The sequence below is a fragment of the Bradyrhizobium sp. NBAIM01 genome, assembly GCF_020194115.1.
Classification (GTDB): Bacteria; Pseudomonadota; Alphaproteobacteria; order Rhizobiales; family Xanthobacteraceae; genus Bradyrhizobium; species Bradyrhizobium yuanmingense.
The window spans coordinates 57575-75282 of the sequence record NZ_JADYVU010000004.1 but is presented as its reverse complement, the minus strand read 5'-3'; the positions used below and the strand labels follow the sequence as shown (position 1 = coordinate 75282).

Here is a 17708-nt window from a genome sequence, read left to right as displayed (position 1 = left end):
GCCGCTCCGCCTCGCCATGGTGCGGCCATGACCAGGACGACACTCGATCTCACCGGGTTGAAATGCCCGTTGCCGGCCCTCAAGACGCGGAAGGCGCTCAAGCCGCTCAAGGCAGGGGACCAGCTCGAAGTTCACTGCACAGATCCGCTCTCGGTGATCGATATTCCCAATCTGATCCGCGAGACCGGCGACAAGGTCGAGATCACCGAGCGCAACGAGGCGCGCATCGTGTTCCTGGTCGAAAAGAGCGACGCCCCGTAGAAAGGGGAATGTTCACGGCGGCGGCCTTTGCGCTCCCGCCGCGGCTCAGGCGACGTCGATAGGACTTCGCAATCGCAGCATGAGACGCCTTTATTGATCTTCCGGTCAATTCGGGCTTGGCTCGGCCTTGCTCAAGAACGCAGGGCCGGTGCTGGGCTCTGTTGAGCCGTGCAGCGTAACCACTTCCGCGAGCGTGATAATTTTCTTGGCATCTGGCATGCCAGAGGATAGAAGTGGAGTCCTGATTAGGACGAGATCGAGACGAAGCGATGAGCCACGAGGACGTGCACAAGGTCCGCTCCTTCGAGCATCCCGGTGAGGGACGCCGACGCGCCAAGGCGACCCCCAAGGGGCGGCAGGTCGATCCCACGGCCGCGCACGAGATCGAGCTGTTGCTCGGCGACAGGCCGCGGCGGCGCGATCTGTTGATCGAATATCTGCACCTGATCCAGGACAAGTATCACCAGATCTCGGCGGCGCATCTGGCCGCGCTCGCCGACGAGATGAAGCTCGCCTTCGCCGAGGTGTTCGAGACCGCGACCTTCTATGCACATTTCGACGTGGTGAAGGAGGGGGAGCCCGACATTCCCCCGCTGACGATCCGCGTCTGCGATTCGCTCACCTGCGCGATGCTTGGCGGCGAGAACCTGCTCGAAGATCTGCAGAGCGCGTCAGGTCCCGGCATCCGCGTCGTGCGCGCGCCGTGCGTCGGCCGCTGCGACACGGCGCCGGCTGCCGAGGTCGGGCACAATTTCGTCGACCACGCGACCGTCGCCGATGTGATGGCGGCGGCAAAGGCCGGCGATACTCATACGCATCTGCCCAAATATACCGAGTACGATGCCTACGTCGCGGGTGGCGGCTACAAGCTGCTCAATCGTCTGCGCTCCGGCGAGTTGTCGAAGGACGATCTCCTGAAAGCGCTCGACGACGCTTCGCTGCGCGGCCTTGGCGGCGCCGGCTTCCCCACCGGGCGCAAATGGCGCGCCGTGCTCGGCGAGCCCGGACCGCGGCTGATGGCGATCAACGGCGACGAGGGCGAGCCCGGCACGTTCAAGGACCGCTATTACCTCGAAACAGATCCGCATCGCTTCATCGAGGGTATGTTGATCGGCGCCCACGTGGTGCAGGCGAGCGATGTCTACATCTATCTGCGCGACGAATATCCGGCCTCTCGCGAGATCCTCCAGCGCGAGATCGCCAAGCTTCCGCCGGGCGGCCCGACGCTGCACCTGCGGCGCGGCGCCGGCGCCTACATCTGCGGCGAGGAATCCTCGCTGCTGGAGAGCATCGAAGGCAAGCGCGGCCTGCCCCGGCACAAGCCGCCTTACCCGTTCCAGGTCGGCCTGTTCGGCCTGCCGACGTTGATCAACAATATCGAGACGCTGTGGTGGGTGCGCGACATCGTCGAGAAGGGCGCCGATTGGTGGAAGGGCCATGGCCGCCACGAGCGTCACGGCCTGCGCAGCTTCTCGGTCTCGGGCCGCGTCAAGAATCCCGGCATGAAGCTCGCGCCCGCGGGCATCACCGTGCGCGAGCTGATCGAGGAATATTGCGGCGGCATGGCCGACGGCCACCAGTTCTACGCCTATCTGCCGGGCGGTGCGTCCGGCGGCATTTTGCCTGCAGCGATGGACGACATCCCGCTCGATTTCGGCACGCTGGAGAAATACGGCTGCTTCATCGGCTCGGCTGCGATCGTGATCCTGTCGCACAAGGACAGCGTGCGGTCGGCCGCACTGAACCTGATGAAGTTCTTCGAGGACGAGAGCTGCGGCCAGTGCACGCCGTGCCGCGTCGGTACCCAGAAGGCGGCGCTGCTGATGCAAAGGCCGGTCTGGAACCGTGCCTTGCTGGAAGAATTGAGCCAGGCGATGCGCGATGCCTCGATCTGCGGGCTCGGACAGGCGGCATCGAATCCGCTGTCTTCCGTGATCAAATATTTCCCTGACGAGTTCAAGGAAGCCGCCGAATGACCAAGATCACGTTCGAACTCGACGGCAAGCAGGTCGAGGCCAAGCCCGGCGAGACCATCTGGCAGGTCGCAAAGCGCCAGGGCCGCGACATTCCGCACCTCTGCTATTCGCCGGCGCCGGACTATCGCCCCGACGGCAATTGCCGCGCCTGCATGGTCGAGATCGAGGGCGAGCGCGTGCTGGCTGCGTCCTGCAAGCGCACGCCGTCGGTCGGCATGAAGGTGAAGACCGAGAGCGCCCGCGCGACTGCTGCGCAGAAGATGGTGATGGAGCTGCTGGTCGCAGACCAGCCGGCGCGCGAAACCAGCCACGACCCGGAGTCGAAGTTCTGGCACTGGGCCGAGACGACAGGCGTCACCGAGAGCCGCTTTCCCGCCGCCGAGCGCTGGGCCACTGATGCCAGCCATCCGGCGATGCGCGTCAATCTCGATGCCTGCATCCAGTGCGGCCTGTGCGTGCGCGCCTGCCGCGAGGTCCAGGTCAACGACGTCATCGGCATGGCCTACCGCAATGCCGGCGCCAAGATCGTGTTCGACTTCGACGATCCCATGGGCGAGTCGACCTGCGTTGCCTGCGGCGAATGCGTGCAGGCCTGCCCGACCGGCGCGTTGATGCCGGCCGTGATGCTCGACGACAAGCAGACGCGCGTCACCTATGCCGACAAGAAGGTGGATTCGCTCTGCCCGTTCTGCGGCGTCGGCTGCCAGGTCACCTACGAGGTCAAGGACGAGAAGGTGATCTATGCGGAAGGCCGCGACGGCCCCGCCAACCATAATCGTCTCTGCGTCAAGGGCCGCTTCGGCTTCGACTACATCCACCATCCGCACCGCCTGACGAAGCCGCTGGTGCGGCTGCCGAATGCGAAGAAGGACGCCAACGACCAGGTCGATCCGGCGAATCCGTTCACGCATTTCCGCGAGGCGAGCTGGGAGGAAGCGCTCGACATCGCCGCCAAGGGCCTCGTCAAGATCCGCGACGAGAAGGGCGTGAAGGCGCTCGCCGGCTTCGGTTCGGCCAAGGGCTCGAACGAAGAGGCCTATCTGTTCCAGAAGCTGGTGCGCACCGGCTTCGGCTCCAACAACGTCGATCACTGCACGCGCCTCTGCCACGCTTCGTCGGTCGCGGCGCTGTTCGAAGGCCTCAGCTCGGGCGCGGTGTCGGCACCGTTCTCTGCCGCCATGGACGCCGAGGTCATCATCGTGATCGGCGCCAATCCGACTGTGAACCATCCGGTTGCGGCGACCTTCATCAAGAACGCGGTCAAGCAGAACGGCGCAAAACTGTTCGTTATGGATCCGCGCCGGCAGTCGCTGTCGCGGCATGCGACCAAGCATCTGCAGTTCAAGCCCGGCTCCGACGTCGCCATGCTGAACGCGATGATCAACACGATCATCACTGAGGGCCTGACCGACGACCAGTACATCGCCGGCTACACCGAGGGTTTCGAGGACCTCAAGGAGAAGATCAAGGAGTTCACGCCGGAGAAGATGGAGCCGATCTGCGGCGTCCCGGCGCAGACCTTGCGCGAGGTGGCGCGCACCTATGCGCGCGCGAAATCGTCGATCATCTTCTGGGGTATGGGCATCAGCCAGCACGTCCACGGCACCGACAATGCGCGCTGCCTGATCGCGCTCGCGCTGATCACCGGCCAGGTCGGCCGTCCCGGCACCGGCCTGCATCCGCTGCGCGGCCAGAACAACGTGCAAGGCGCCTCCGATGCCGGCCTGATCCCGATGTTCCTGCCGGACTACCAGCCGGTCGGCCGCGACGATCTGCGCGGCAGTTTCGAAAAGCTCTGGCAGCAGGATCTCGATCCCGTCCGCGGCCTGACCGTGGTCGAGATCATGAACGCGATCCATGCCGGCGAGATCACGGGCATGTATATCGAGGGCGAGAATCCAGCGATGTCCGATCCCGATCTGCAGCACGCGCGCCACGCGCTGGCGATGCTCGATCATCTCGTGGTGCAGGACCTCTTCGTCACCGAGACTGCGTTCCACGCCGACGTGATCCTGCCGGCCTCGGCCTTCGCCGAGAAGGACGGCTCCTTCACCAACACCGACCGCCGCGTGCAGCTGGCGCGTCAGGTGATCAAGCCGCCCGGCGATGCGCGCCAGGATCTCTGGATCATCCAGGAGATCGGCAAGCGCATGGGCCTGCCGTGGAATTATGCCGGTCCCGGCGAGGTCTTCACCGAGATGGCGGAGCTGATGCCGTCGCTGAAGAACATCACCTGGGAACGGCTGGTGCGCGAAGGCGCGGTGACCTATCCGGTCGACGATCCGAACAAGCCCGGCAACGAGATCATCTTCACCACAGGTTTCCCGACCGCGAGCGGCCGCGGCAAGATCGTGCCGGCCAAGGTCATCCCGCCGGACGAGATTCCCGACGACGAATATCCGATGGTGCTCTCGACCGGCCGCGTGCTGGAGCACTGGCACACCGGCTCGATGACGCGCCGCGCCCAGGTGCTCGACCAGATCGAGCCCGAGGCGGTCGCGTTCATGTCGCCAAAGGACATGCGCAAGAAGAAGCTGGTGCCCGGCGATTTCATTCGGCTGGAGACCCGCCGCGGCGCCGTCGAGGTCAAGGTCCGCTCCGACCGCGACGTGCCGGAGAACATGGTGTTCATGCCGTTCTGCTACGCCGAGGCGGCGGCGAACCTGCTCACCAACCCGGCGCTGGACCCGTTCGGCAAGATCCCGGAGTTCAAGTTCTGCGCAGCCCGGGCCGAGCGCGCCGAGATACGTGACGCGGCGGAGTAGGGGACGTCATGGGTGGGGCGCATGGTGCCCACACCGTCATTGCGAGCGAAGCGAAGCAATCTAGACTGCCTCCGCGGCAAGATTCTGGATTGCTTCGTCGCTTCGCTCCTCGCAATGACGGTGCTACATGTGACGCATGTCCAAAGTCACCCCCGCGACACGCGCACTCACGGCCGCCGGTGTTGCCTTCACCGTGCACACCTACGACTATGATCCCGACGCCGAGAGCATCGGGCTGCAGGCGGCGGCCGCGCTCGGCGAGGAGCCGGCGCGCGTCCTGAAGACGCTGATGGCGCTGGTCGACGGCAAGCCGGTGTGCGTGGTCGTGCCGTCCGACCAGGAGGTCTCGATGAAGAAGCTGGCGGCGGCGGCGAGCGGCAAGTCGGCGCAGATGATGAAGCCGCCCGAGGCCGAGCGCGTCACCGGCTACAAGGTCGGCGGCATCAGCCCGTTCGGGCAGCGCAAGCCTGTGCGCACCGTGATCGAGCAGAGCGCGCTTGCGCATGATCTCGTCTATCTCAATGGAGGCCAGCGCGGCTTGCAGGTCCGGCTGAAGCCGGCCGATGCGCGGGACGTCCTGAAGGCCGTGGTGGCGGATGTGCTGGCGTGAGCGCGATGGAGCGGGATCATGAGGCGGCTGCTTCTGGCGGGGTTCTGGGTGCTGCTCGGCATCGCTTTTCCGGCAGAGGCACATGAGGTCAATCTCGTCACCGCGCGCGTGGGGCTGAGCCCTGATCGCTCGGTGAGCGTCGAGCTCGGGTTGAAGGGCAGCGATGTCGATCGCCTGATCGGTACGAAGATCTATGATCCGAGACGGGACGCGGTCGATCCTGTCGCGGTCGAAGCGGCCAAGCCCGCGATCCTTGCCTATATGGGCACGCACCTGGCTGTCACAGGTGGTGCCAAGGCCTGTGTTGCCGGAGATGCCGCGATCTTGGCCGACGGCGACGGCGTCGTCTATCGCAACAGCTTTGCCTGCGCCGACGCCGCCGGCGATCTCATCTATCGTTCCACCGTGCTGACCGAGAAGGACAAGGCTGCTCGACAAGTCGTGCTGATTGCGCAGGGGCGGTCGGAAACGCAGGCCTTGCTCGACGCCGGCAACACGACGGTCACGCTTTCAACCGCGCCGCCGTCGCTGTGGTCGACGATGCAGCGCTATGTCATCACCGGCATCGAGCACATCTTCCTCGGTTACGATCACATCGCATTCCTGATCGCGGTGGTGCTGTGGGCGCGACGGCTCATGCCCGTCGTCAAAATCGTGACGGCCTTCACCATTGCCCATTCAATCACCTTGTCGCTGGCCGCGCTCGATGTTCTCGTGATTCCGAGCAGCATCGTGGAGCCTGCAATTGCGGCCTCGATCGTCTTCGTGGCTGTGGAGAACTTCTTCTCGCGCGACGTCGACAGGCGCTGGCGCGTGGCTTTTCTGTTCGGCTTGATCCACGGCTTCGGCTTCGCGGGGGTGCTGCGTGACATCGGGTTACCGCCAAACACAGCCGTGCCGGCGCTTGCCGCTTTCAACATCGGCGTCGAGATCGGGCAGGTCGCGATCGTTGCGGTCGCGTTGCCGACCCTCCGTCTCGCCGATCGATGGAGCGGAGGGGACCGGTCCGAACCGGTGAGGGCGGCGGGGCTGGTTTACACGTTCTCTGCCATGATCGGCCTGCTCGGCGGCTATTGGCTGGTCGCGCGCGTCTTCGAAGCTTGAAATCAAGCGGTCTCTCTCGCGCGGTCGGCCTGCTTCCGCCACGGCGCGCGGCCCCACGGCTCCTGCGCACTTGAGTTCGCTCACAAGCCCTGTATAGAAACTGGAATAGAAATAGAATATCGTTCTGTACAATAGAACGAACGCAATTGAGGGACGAGACAATGGAATTCGAACGCGTCCGGCAGGACGACGGCTCACCGGTGCCATTCACGCCCGATGCCGTCATCGAAGCCTTCAAGGCGATTCCCGATTTGCTGATCCGCGACGAGGCCCTCACTGCCCGTGGTCGCTGGCTCGATGTGGATTGCCTGCTCGGGCCGAGCACGCAGCCATTCCACCTCGCCATTCGGGCCGGTCGGATCGTCGACATGGCGCCGGCGCCAGTGCTGATGCGTTCCTGGCGCTTCTCCTATCGCGCGACGCCCGCCGCGTTCGCCGCATATTGGCAACGAATGCCGCCGGCGGGATGGCACGATCTGCTGGCGTTGACCAAGCGCGGGCAGGCGACGCTCGAAGGCGATCTGCATCCGTTCATGGCGTACCTTCAGTATTTCAAGGATCTTCTGGCGCTACCGCGGCGCAGCGGGTTCGGAGGCGCGTCATGAACGGCTTCATCGAGCCGATTGTCGGGCGCTACGTGCACGTCGAGATCGATGGCGAGGTCAACAGGATCTATTTCGAGGAGAACGGCAGCGGCATTCCCCTGGTTTGCCTCCACACCGCCGGTTCCGACGCGCGGCAGTGGCGTCATCTGCTCGTGGACGACGAGTTCACGAGGCATTTCCGAGTCATCACCTTCGACATGCCCTGGCATGGTAAGTCCAATCCCCCGGACAGCCGATATGGCAGCGAATACCGGCTGACCACCGCGAGCTACACGGCGACGATCCGCGCCTTCTGCAGCGCGCTTGGGCTGGAGCGGCCGGTGGTGATGGGTTGCTCGATCGGTGGCCGCATCGTGCTCAATCTCGCCATTGCGCATGCTCACGAGTTTCGCGCTCTGATCGGCCTTGAGGCCGCCGACTTCCAGCAGCCCTGGTACGAAACGACCTGGCTGAACCGGCCTGATGTTCATGGCGGCGAGGTCTGCGCCGCGCTGGTATCGGGATTGATCGCGCCTGGCGGTCCTGAGGGTGCGCGCAACGAGACACTGTGGGGCTACAAGCAGGGCGGACCCGGCATCTTCAAGGGCGATCTTTATTTCTATCGCGTCGATGGCGATCTGCGTGGTCGCACCGGCAACATCGACGTCAACCAGTGCCCGCTCTATCTGCTGACCGGCGAGTACGATTTCTCCTGCACGCCGGAGGACACGCTGCGGACCGCCGCCGGGATTCCCGGTGCGAAGGCCACCGTCATGGAGCGGCTCGGCCATTTTCCGATGAGTGAAAACCCAGGCCAGTTCCGCCGCTACATCGCGCCGGTGCTGCAAAACATCCTCGATAAGCAAAAGTCGTAAACGGGAGGCGTATGTTATGAAGTTGCGTTGGATGATTGCGGTCGCTCTGGCCGCGCAGACGAGTGCCGCGGTCGCGGCCGACGATGTCATCAGGATCGGCGTTCTCAACGACCAGTCCGGTGTGTTCGCCGACAATGGAGGGCGGGGCTCGGTCGCCGCCGCAAGGCTCGCCGCGGAGGATTTCGGCAACGAACTCCTCGGCAAGAAGATCGAGATCATTTCGGCCGACCATCAGAACAAGCCGGACATCGCATCGGCAACTGCGCGCAAATGGTTCGACAATGAGGGCGTCGACATGATCGCGGACGGCGCAGCCTCCTCGGCCGGCTTTGCCATCCTGGAAGTCGCCAAGCAGAAGAACAAGATCTTCGTCATCTCGGGTCCGGGCTCGTCCGATTTCACGGGAAAGTCCTGCTCGCCGATCAGCTTCCACTTCAACTACGACACCTACGCGCTGTCGAAGCTGACCAGCGACGCGATCACGCGGGCTGGCGGCAAGACCTGGTACTTCGTGACAGCCGACTACGCCTTCGGTCACGCGCTTCAGCGCGATGCCACGAAGTTCATCGACGTCGCCGGCGGCAAAGTGATCGGCTCGGCCGCGCATCCGCTCGGCACTGCGGATTTTGCGTCCTTTCTGCTGCAGGCGCAGGGATCCAAGGCCGACGTCGTTGGCCTCGCGACGTCGGGCGCGGACGTGCAGACCGCGATCAAGCAGGCTGGTGAGTTCGGCATCGTCGAAGGAGGGCAGAAGCTCGCCGGCCTCCTGGTCTTCATCACGGATGTGAACTCGCTTGGCCTGAAGGTCACGCAGGGTTTGCAGGTGACGACCTCGTTCTACTGGGACCTCAACGAGCAGACCCGGGCCTGGTCGAAGCGCTACTCGACGCTGATGGACGGCAAGGTCGCGAGCATGGTGCAGGCAGGCGTCTACAGCGGCGTCCGACATTACCTCGCCGCCGTCAAGGCAGCGGGCACCACCGATGCAACGGTCGTTGCCGCCAAGATGCACGAGCTGAAGGTCAACGACATGTACAACAAGGACGTTGCGGTCCGCCCCGACGGGCGCGTGCTGCACACGATGTATCTCGTGCAAGTGAAGAAGCCGGAGGAGTCCAAGTACAAGTTCGACTATTACCGGATCGTCGGCTCCAAGCCGGGCGACGAGGTATTCCGGCCGTTGAGCGAAGGCGGCTGCCCGCTGGTAAAGTAACTGCGCCGGCCGGGCGGGACCGGCGTCCGCCCGGCCACACGACTTCGAGGGAGAGTTAAGGAATGTCTGGTTCGATTGGGTTCATCGGTCTTGGCGTCATGGGCGAGCCGATCTGCCGCAACCTGTTGCGCAAGAGCGGCCGGCCGGTGCTTGCCTTCGACCTTGCTGCGGAGCCGTTGGCTCGGGTCGCAGCTGACGGAGCGACGGCGACGACGTCGATCGGGGATGTCGTCGCCGGCGCACAGACGGTCTTCCTGTGCCTGCCCAGCGCCAAGCACGTCATGTCGGTCTTCGAGAGCATCCTGCCGGCGGTCAAGCGCGACCAGACTGTGATCGATCTCGGCACGTCCGACGTCGGCCTGACCCGTTCATTCGCGAAGCAGCTCGCGGAGAAGGGCGCGCTCTGGATCGATGCGCCGATCGCGCGCACCCGCCAGGCAGCCCAGGACGGCACGCTCAGCGTTATGGTCGGCGCGACAGCCGAGCAGTTCGCCGCGGTCGAGCCGCTGATCCGGCATTTTGCGACCGACGTCACTCTCTGTGGCGGAACCGGCGCAGGCCAAGTGACGAAGATCCTCAACAACATGGTGCTGTTCGAGACGGTGAATGCGCTGGCGGAGGCCGTCGCGCTTGCCAAGCACAGCGGCGTCGAGCCGAAGCTGCTGCTGGAGACGTTGTCCAAGGGGTCGGCGGACAGTTTTGCCCTGCGCAATCACGGCATGAAGGCGATCGTCGCCGGGGAGTTTCCGCTGCGGGCGTTCTCCACTGAATATGCAATGAAGGACCTCTCCTATGCGCTGGAGCTCGGCGCGCAGGCTGGGCTCAACCTGCGCGGTGCCGCGCTTATGCGCACCATCTTCCAGGAGACGATCGACAAGGGGATGGGGGATGCTTACTTTCCCGTCATCGCTAAGCTCATCGATCCCTCCGGATTCCCCCAATAGGAAACGCCATGCCTTCGCCCGGTGTCGCCGCCGTCGACCGCGCTCTGACGATCCTTGCCGCGTTCGAGGATGCCCCGGAGCCGATGACGCTGGCGGAGCTTGCCAAGCGCACCAAGATGTACAAAAGCACGCTGTTGCGGCTGATGGCCTCGCTTCAGGAATTCGGCTACCTCGTGCAACTCGCCGACGGCCGCTACCATCTCGGGCCGACGCCGTTCCGGCTGGGTGCGGTGTACCAGCGCAACAACAATCTGCATGATCGGGTGATGCCGCTGCTGCGCCAGCTCGTGGCCGACGGCACCGAAAGTCCGTCGTACCACGTGCGGCATGATGCCAAGCGCCGGCTCTGCGTGTTCCGCGTCGATTCCCAACACTCGACGCTCGACCGCGTCGAGGCCGGCATGCTGCTGCCGCTGGAGCGCGGGGCGGCGGGCCGGGTTATTCTCGCCTTCGACGGTGAGAAAGGCGCGACCTATGACGCGATTCGCGAGGGCTGCATCGCAGTGTCGTTCGGGGAGCGCGATCCGGATTGTGCCGGGCTGGCCTGCCCCGTGTTCGGGTCCGGCGGCAAGTGCGTCGGCGCCTTGTCGCTCTCGGGGCCGAAGCCGCGCTTCACGAGAGACAATATCAAGACGATGGCGTCGCTGTTGCTGAAGGCAGCCATCCGCCTGACGCGCACGCTGGGCGGTCCGACCGAGATCCTCGACAATGCCTTATCGGCTTTGGCTGAAGACGCGCGTCCAGCGCGCAGGGCGAGGCGCTAGTTGTCGACAAAATGCGCAACGCTGGAAGGTCGAGCATGCCACTGACGGACAGAATTTCTCCAATCTCGCGTGCCGTCGGGCGGACGGTATGAGCAGCAAATACGACGTGCTGGTGATCGGCGGCGGCAATGCCGCCCTGTGCGCGGCGATCAGCGCGCGGCGCGGCGGGGCCTCGGTGCTCGTGCTCGAAGGCGCGCCGAAATTCTATCGCGGCGGCAACACCCGCCACACCCGCAACATGCGCTGCGCCCATGATGCGGCGACCGAAATCCTGACCGGCCCCTACACTGAGGAAGAATTCTGGGAGGACCTGCTGCGCGTCACCGGCGGGCAGACTGACGAGGTGCTGGCGCGCCACATGATCTGCGAATCCAAGGACATCCTGAACTGGATCGTGGAGCAGGGCGTGCGCTGGCAGCCCTCGCTCGGCGGCACGCTGAGCCTCGGCCGCACCAACTCCTTCTTCCTGGGCGGCGGGCGGGCGATGCTGAACGCGCTTTATCTCACCGCGGAGCGGCTCGGTGTCGACGTCGAATACGACGCCGAGGTCACCGATCTCGTGATCGAGGACGGCATGTTCCTCGCCGCGCGCCTCCAGCGGCCGGTCAAGGGCGAGAGCGAGATCCGCGCGACTTCATTGGTCGCCGCTGCGGGCGGGTTCGAGGCCAACATCGAATGGCTGAAGCAATATTGGGGCGAGGCCGCCGACAACTTCCTGATCCGCGGCACGCCCTATAACCGCGGCTCGATCCTGAAGATGCTGCTCGACAAGGGCGTGCAGGAGGTCGGCGATCCCACGCAGTGTCATGCGGTCGCGATCGATGCCCGCGCGCCGAAATTCGACGGCGGCATCATCACGCGGCACGACTCCGTGGTGTTCGGCATCGTCGTCAACAAGCATGCCCAGCGCTTCTACGACGAGGGCGAGGACCTCTGGCCGAAGCGGTACGCGATCTGGGGCCGGCTGGTCGCGGCGCAGCCCGACCAGATCGCCTACATCATCTTCGACTCCACCGTGGTCACCAGCTTCATGCCGACGTTGTTTCCGCCGATCGCCGGGCAGACGATCGCCGAACTCGCCGGCAAGCTCGCGCTCGATCCGGTCGTGTTGGAGAAGACTATGACCGAGTTCAACGCGGCAGTGCGGCCCGGGACCTTCGACCACACCATTCTGGATGATTGCGTGACGGAAGGCATCACGCCGCCCAAGACGCATTGGGCGCGCCGGATCGAGACGCCGCCTTTTCTCGCTTATCCGGTGCGGCCCGGCATCACCTTCACCTATCTCGGCACGCGCGTGAACAAGGAGGCGCGAATGCTGATGAAGGACGGCAATCCCTCGGCCAACATGTTCGCGGCCGGCGAGATCATGGCCGGCAATGTGCTCGGCAAGGGCTATGCGGCCGGCATGGGCATGACGATCGGCAGCGTGTTCGGGCGGATCGCAGGACGGGAAGCGGCGAAACATGCACGGAACTAGGATTCTCGACGAAGCCGACCGTCTGATGACGGTCTGCAATTCCTGCCGCTATTGCGAGGGCCTGTGCGCGGTGTTTCCGGCCATGGAGATGCGGCGCGCCTTCTCCGACGGCGATCTCAACTATCTCGCCAATCTCTGCCATTCCTGCGGCGCCTGCTACGTCGACTGCCAGTTCTCGCCGCCGCACGAATTCAACGTCAACGTCCCGAAGACGTTGGCGGTTGCGCGCGCGGAGTCCTATGCGGCCTATGCCTGGCCGCGGCCGCTCTCCGGCGCCTTCGCGCGCAACGGCCTCGTCATCAGCATCACCGCCGCGCTCAGCATGGCGGCATTCATTTTCGGCTTCGTCGCCCTGAACGACCGCAGCGTGCTGTTCGGCGTGCACACCGGCCCCGGCGCCTTCTACAAGCTGATGCCGCACAACGCGATGGTCGCGCTGTTTGGCGCCGCATTTCTCTACGCGATCCTCGCACTCGTCATGAGCGTGCGTGCCTTCTGGCGCGACATCGGCACGCCGATCGGCGACCGCGCCGACGGCGGCTCGATCTTTCAGGCGATCCGCGACGCCGGCGAGCTGCGCTATCTCCATGGCGGCGGCGTCGGCTGCTACAACGAGGACGATAAGCCGACCGACCGGCGCAAGCTCTATCACCACCTGACCTTCTACGGCTTCCTCCTATGCTTTGCAGCGACCTCGGTGGCGACGCTCTATCATTATCTGCTCGGCCGCGAGGCGCCGTATCCGTGGTGGGACCTGCCCGTGGTGCTCGGCACGCTCGGCGGCATCGGCCTGATCGTCGGGCCCATCGGCCTGTTCGCGGCCAAGATGCGGCGCGATCCCGCGCTGCTCGACGAATACAGCTACGGCATGGACGTCGGTTTCATCGCCATGCTGTTCCTGACCGGTCTCACCGGAATGCTGCTGCTGGTGCTGCGCGAGACTGCCGCGATGGGACCGCTGCTCGCGCTGCATCTCGGCGCGGTGTTCGCGTTGTTCATCACGATGCCCTACGGCAAGTTCGTGCACGGCCTTTATCGCTTCGCCGCGCTGGTGCGCTATGCGCAGGAGCGGCGGACGGCGGCGTAACCCGCGCCGCCCGTCTCGCAACCTCTTACGCCACCTCGCGCTCGGGCGGGGATCCCTGCTCGCGGGCCATCGTCGTGGCCGTGACATAGTCGGTCTTGCCGGTGCCGAGCAGCGGCACCTTGTCGACCACCATGATCGCAGCGGGCACGGTCAGCTCGGAGGCGCCGATCGCCTTGGCCTGGGCCTGCATCGCGCTGCGCTCGGCGTTCTTCTCGGTCGTCAGCAGCACGATGCGCTCGCCCTTGCGCTGGTCGGGGATCGACACGGCGATCGATGCGGCCTGCGGCCACAACGCCGTCGCGATGGCTTCGACCGCCGACAGCGAGACCATTTCGCCCGCGATCTTGGCAAAGCGCTTGGCGCGGCCCTTGATGGTGATGAAGCCGGCCGGGTCGATCGAAACGATGTCGCCGGTGTCGTGCCAGCCGTCGGGGAGCTTTTCGAGCACGCCGGGATTTTCGGCCCTGAGGTAGCCGAGCATCACGTTCGGGCCGCGCACCGAGAGGCGTCCGCCTTCCTCGATGCCGGGGACCGGATCGAGACGGCTTTCCATCAGCGGCGAGAGACGGCCGACGGTGCCGGGGCGGTTGGCCATCGGCGTGTTCATCGCCAGCACCGGCGCCGTCTCGGTGACGCCGTAGCCTTCGAGGATGCGAATGCCGTAGCGCTCCATGAAGACCTGCCGCGTGCGGTCCTTGACCGCCTCGGCGCCGGCGATGACGAGGCGCAGGGTGCGGAAGTCGTAAGCGTGCGCCGAGCGCGCATAGCCGGTCAGGAACGTATCCGTGCCGAACAGGATCGTAGCGCCGGTCTGGTAGATCAGCTCGGGCACGATCCGGTAGTGCAGCGGCGAGGGATACATGTAGATCGGAATGCCCGCCAGCATCGGCATCATCATTCCGCCCGTGAGTCCAAACGAGTGGAACACCGGCAACACGTTGAACACCTTGTCGTTGGCATTGGCATCGACCCGCGCCAGCGCCTGCGCCGCGTTGGCGAGGATGTTGCGGTGGGACAGCACCACGCCCTTGGGCGTACCTTCCGAGCCCGACGTGAACAGCACGACGGCGGGATCGTTGGCCTGGCGGGGCACGCGCGGCGTCGTGCCCGCGAGCAGGCCCTTGATCTTGTCGGCGAGGCTGATCGAGGCGCGGACGTCCTCGAGATAGACGACGCGTGCCTCCGCGGAGATCGCAGTCATCAGCTTGTCGAGCTTGCCTTTCTCGATGAAGGCCTTCGACGTCAGCACGGTCTTGACCTGCGCGGCCTTCATGGCGGCGAGCACGTTGACCGGACCGGCCGAGAAATTGAGCATCGCCGGCACCCGGCCGCTGTTCTGCAGCGCCATGAAGACGACGGCGACGCCCGCGGAGTTCGGCAGCAGCACGCCGACATTCTCGCCGGTTGCGGTGCCGTTCTCGAGCTTGCGGCTCAGGACCTGCGCGCCGAGGATCAGCTTGCGATAAGTCAGCTTGGTGCCGAGCGCGTCCTCGATGATGACCTTGCCGGTGTCGCGGTCGCGATAGGCGTGTCCGAGGGCTTCGAACAGCGTGTGATCGAGCATGGCGTTCTTGACGAGGGCGTCGATCATGACGTCCTGCAGCGCGGCGCCGGCGGCGTTGCGGCGGGCCTTGCCCTTCAGCGTTTCGTCGACCGGAAGCTTGACCGGCGGTAGGATCGTCACCGTCACGCGCGGAAACCAGGACCGCTTGATCTGGCTGGAGTTGAGATAGCTGAGATAGGAGCGTTGCGCACCTTCGATCCGGACCGGCACGACCACGGCGTCGGCCTTGTCCGCGATCATCGCGGTGCCGTCATACACCTTCATCAGCGAGCCGGAGACGGTGATGCGTCCCTCAGGGAAGATCACGACAGGCTCGCCCGCCGCCACCAGCTTGATCAGGTCGCGCGCAGCCAGCGGCTTGGTCGGGTCCATAGTGTAGTGCTTGACGGCGCGCAGGAACGGCTTGGCCCACCAGGCCTTGGCGATGCCGGTGTCGACCGCAAAGCTCGCGTCGATCGGCAGCACGGCGTGCAGCAGCGGGCCGTCGATCAGGCTGACATGGTTCGGCGCGATCAGCATGCGCGTGCCGGGAGGCGGCAGGTTTTCGAGGCCGCGCACCTCGGTACGGAACAGGGCGCGGAACAGAAGCCCGCCGGCATCGCGCACGCCTTCCTTGCCCCACTTGGTCAGCACGAACCACACCGCGCCGAAGCTGGCGACGCCGAGGCCGAAGAAGATCCAACCGATATGCAGACCGGCCGCCTGCAATAGCGCGACGAACAGCGAGCCGACCACCATGAAGGCAGCCTGCAGCACGTTGCCGGCGGCGATGATGCGGGCGCGTTCGGAAGGTTGCGACCAGGCCTGGACCGCGGCAAAGGACGGCACGACGAACAGGCCGCCGCCGAAGGCGAAGGCGACGAAGTCGGCCAGCATGCGCAGGCCACCGAACGAAGTCGCGAAGCCGAGCGCGGTGATCTCGTGCCCCTTTGCGGTGACGCCGATGGCCCAGGCGAGATCGAGGCCGGCAAAGCCCATGATGATGGCGCCGATCGGCACCAGCGCGAGGTTCGGGCGAACGTGGCTGAGGCTGGCGGCAAACAGCGAGCCGATCGCGATGCCGATCGCGAAGATGGCAAGGCACAGCGTCACGACGCCCTCGGTGCCGCCGACGACGTCCTTGATCAGCGCCGGCAGCAGCGACAGCACGATGGCGCCGACCAGCCAGAACCAGGAGACGATCACGGTGCCGTCCCAGAGGCGATGGTCGGCACGAAGCGTCCTGAGCAGGCTCACCGTCGACGTCCAGGGATTGGCGTCGACGGGCAGCTCAGGCGCGGAGGGCGTCGTCTGCGGAATGCGGGACGCGAACGCCCAGGACAACACGGCCAGCACGACCACGGCGGATGCGACCCAGCCCATATGCGCGGAGCCGGCGACGAACTGGCCGCCCGCGACGGTACCGAGCAGGATCGCCATGAAGGTCGCGCCTTCGACCAGCGCGTTGCCGGTCGCGAGTTCGCCGAGCTCGAGCTGGTCCGGCAGCATCGCGTATTTCACCGGGCCAAACAGCGCGGCGATGGTACCGAACAGTGCGAGCGCTGCGAACAAGAGCGGCACCGAATGCAGGAAGAAGCCGGCAGCGGCGAAGCAGGCTGCAAAGATCTCGACGAATTTGAGCCGCCTTGCGACGACGGATTTGACGTATTTGTCGGCGAGCTGGCCGCCGAGCCCGGACAGGATGAAGTAGGGGAAGATGAAGACGGCGCCTGCCACCGTCACCAGCGCATCGCCGTGGCTCGTTGCCGCGCTGTAGAGCAGGATGATGACGAGCGCATTCTTGAGCACGTTGTCATTGAGCGCCGAGAAGAATTGCGCCCAGAACAGCGGCGCAAAGCGGCGTGACGACATCAATTCCCTGATCATGACTGGTCCTGTTTTGGCAAGGCAGACTGAGGTTGTTACGTTGTCTGTGAAACGTCACGACCGGAAGCATAGGGCGAACGATTGCGCGGCAACGAAGTTGCTGGCCTGCTCTGTCCCCTCGGTTCCTCCGATCCTGTTGGTCTCCAATCGGCATCGTTAGGTTCGCAAATATCCGGTCGAGGCCGGGCGGAGCGGCCTCGCTCGCCCGGATATGGCGCCGGGCGATGAAGGAAAGACTGAACCGCATCGTCGAAATCCGCCGGATCGGCCACGCCCGTCCGGACATGGTTAAGTCCATCCTTGCAGCCGGCGCTTGCATTCGAGCCGACCCGCGTGCGCGCCTCAGGTGAGATGGGCGAGGTGGCGAAACGGCGAGAAGCGGCCGAGCAGGCTGAACCGGCGGCCCTCGTGACGGGCACGGGCACGGCTCGCCCGCCACATCCGAAGAGTCGCCCGGCGTTCGGCGAGCACACCGGCAACGTCGCAGGCGTTGGCGATGCGATTGACCGGGGCCATGGCCAGCCGCAGCAGGGCCCGGCCAAAGCCGGCGACGAGGGCGGCGGCGTCATCGACGAAGGTGGTGGCGATATCGACAGCAAGGGTTTGCATTTTCCA

The 17708-nt window shown here is 65.2% G+C and carries 14 protein-coding genes; 12 read left to right on the top strand and 2 right to left on the bottom strand.

Translation table 11 applies throughout. The features are described from left to right. Positions 1–27: 27 nt before the first annotated feature. The 12 genes from I6F31_RS15560 to tcuB all read left to right on the top strand — a co-directional run bounded on the left by I6F31_RS15560 (position 28) and on the right by tcuB (position 13663). Positions 28–261 (top strand): sulfurtransferase TusA family protein, encoded by a 234-nt coding sequence (locus I6F31_RS15560; protein ID WP_036011410.1) that lies wholly within the window; start codon positions 28–30, stop codon positions 259–261. 269 nt (positions 262–530) lie between these two features. Next, a complete protein-coding gene (locus tag I6F31_RS15555) occupies positions 531–2237 on the top strand; it encodes an NADH-ubiquinone oxidoreductase-F iron-sulfur binding region domain-containing protein (RefSeq protein WP_036011406.1) in 1707 nt (568 codons plus the stop codon). Further along, entirely contained in the window at positions 2234–5002 is a 2769-nt protein-coding gene (gene fdhF, locus I6F31_RS15550) for a formate dehydrogenase subunit alpha (protein WP_225185677.1), read from the top strand. The genes I6F31_RS15555 and fdhF overlap by 4 nt, the downstream gene beginning before the upstream one ends. A 136-nt stretch (positions 5003–5138) precedes the next feature. Then, complete coding sequence (gene ybaK / locus I6F31_RS15545; RefSeq protein ID WP_036011401.1) at positions 5139–5612, top strand: Cys-tRNA(Pro) deacylase; 474 nt, start codon at positions 5139–5141, stop codon at positions 5610–5612. An 18-nt stretch (positions 5613–5630) separates the two neighbouring features. After that, a complete protein-coding gene (locus tag I6F31_RS15540) occupies positions 5631–6716 on the top strand; it encodes a HupE/UreJ family protein (RefSeq protein WP_036011399.1) in 1086 nt (361 codons plus the stop codon). A 161-nt stretch (positions 6717–6877) separates the two neighbouring features. Then, positions 6878–7321 (top strand): hypothetical protein, encoded by a 444-nt coding sequence (locus tag I6F31_RS15535; protein ID WP_036011397.1) that lies wholly within the window; start codon positions 6878–6880, stop codon positions 7319–7321. After that, the gene (locus I6F31_RS15530) at positions 7318–8175 is read left to right on the top strand and encodes an alpha/beta hydrolase (RefSeq protein WP_109145110.1); all 858 of its coding nucleotides are present in this window, start codon (positions 7318–7320) and stop codon (positions 8173–8175) included. Before I6F31_RS15535 ends, I6F31_RS15530 begins: the two co-directional genes overlap by 4 nt. 16 nt (positions 8176–8191) lie before the next feature. After that, positions 8192–9388, top strand: a complete 1197-nt coding sequence (locus I6F31_RS15525; RefSeq protein WP_051057080.1) for an ABC transporter substrate-binding protein — start codon at positions 8192–8194, stop codon at positions 9386–9388. A 62-nt stretch (positions 9389–9450) separates the two neighbouring features. Further along, the gene (locus I6F31_RS15520) at positions 9451–10332 is read left to right on the top strand and encodes an NAD(P)-dependent oxidoreductase (protein ID WP_036011385.1); all 882 of its coding nucleotides are present in this window, start codon (positions 9451–9453) and stop codon (positions 10330–10332) included. An 8-nt stretch (positions 10333–10340) separates the two neighbouring features. Further along, positions 10341–11096 carry an IclR family transcriptional regulator gene (locus I6F31_RS15515; protein ID WP_036011383.1) on the top strand — a complete coding sequence of 252 codons (756 nt, stop codon included), beginning with the start codon at positions 10341–10343 and terminating at the stop codon, positions 11094–11096. Between the two features lie 88 nt (positions 11097–11184). Further along, positions 11185–12576 carry an FAD-dependent tricarballylate dehydrogenase TcuA gene (gene tcuA, locus I6F31_RS15510; RefSeq protein ID WP_036011380.1) on the top strand — a complete coding sequence of 464 codons (1392 nt, stop codon included), beginning with the start codon at positions 11185–11187 and terminating at the stop codon, positions 12574–12576. Beyond that, on the top strand, positions 12563–13663 hold the full coding sequence (gene tcuB, locus I6F31_RS15505; protein ID WP_036011377.1) for a tricarballylate utilization 4Fe-4S protein TcuB: 1101 nt from the start codon (positions 12563–12565) through the stop codon (positions 13661–13663). The genes tcuA and tcuB overlap by 14 nt, the downstream gene beginning before the upstream one ends. Before the next feature lie 25 nt (positions 13664–13688). Here the strand turns inward: tcuB and I6F31_RS15500 are convergent, their stop codons facing one another. Together I6F31_RS15500 and I6F31_RS36715 are read right to left on the bottom strand one after the other, a co-directional pair. Continuing rightward, positions 13689–17093, bottom strand: coding sequence for an acyl-[ACP]--phospholipid O-acyltransferase (locus tag I6F31_RS15500; protein ID WP_225185676.1), 3405 nt, complete (start codon positions 17091–17093; stop codon positions 13689–13691). Between the two features lie 342 nt (positions 17094–17435). Then, a complete protein-coding gene (locus I6F31_RS36715; RefSeq protein ID WP_074448103.1) occupies positions 17436–17702 on the bottom strand; it encodes a hypothetical protein in 267 nt (88 codons plus the stop codon). Positions 17703–17708: the final 6 nt, after the last annotated feature.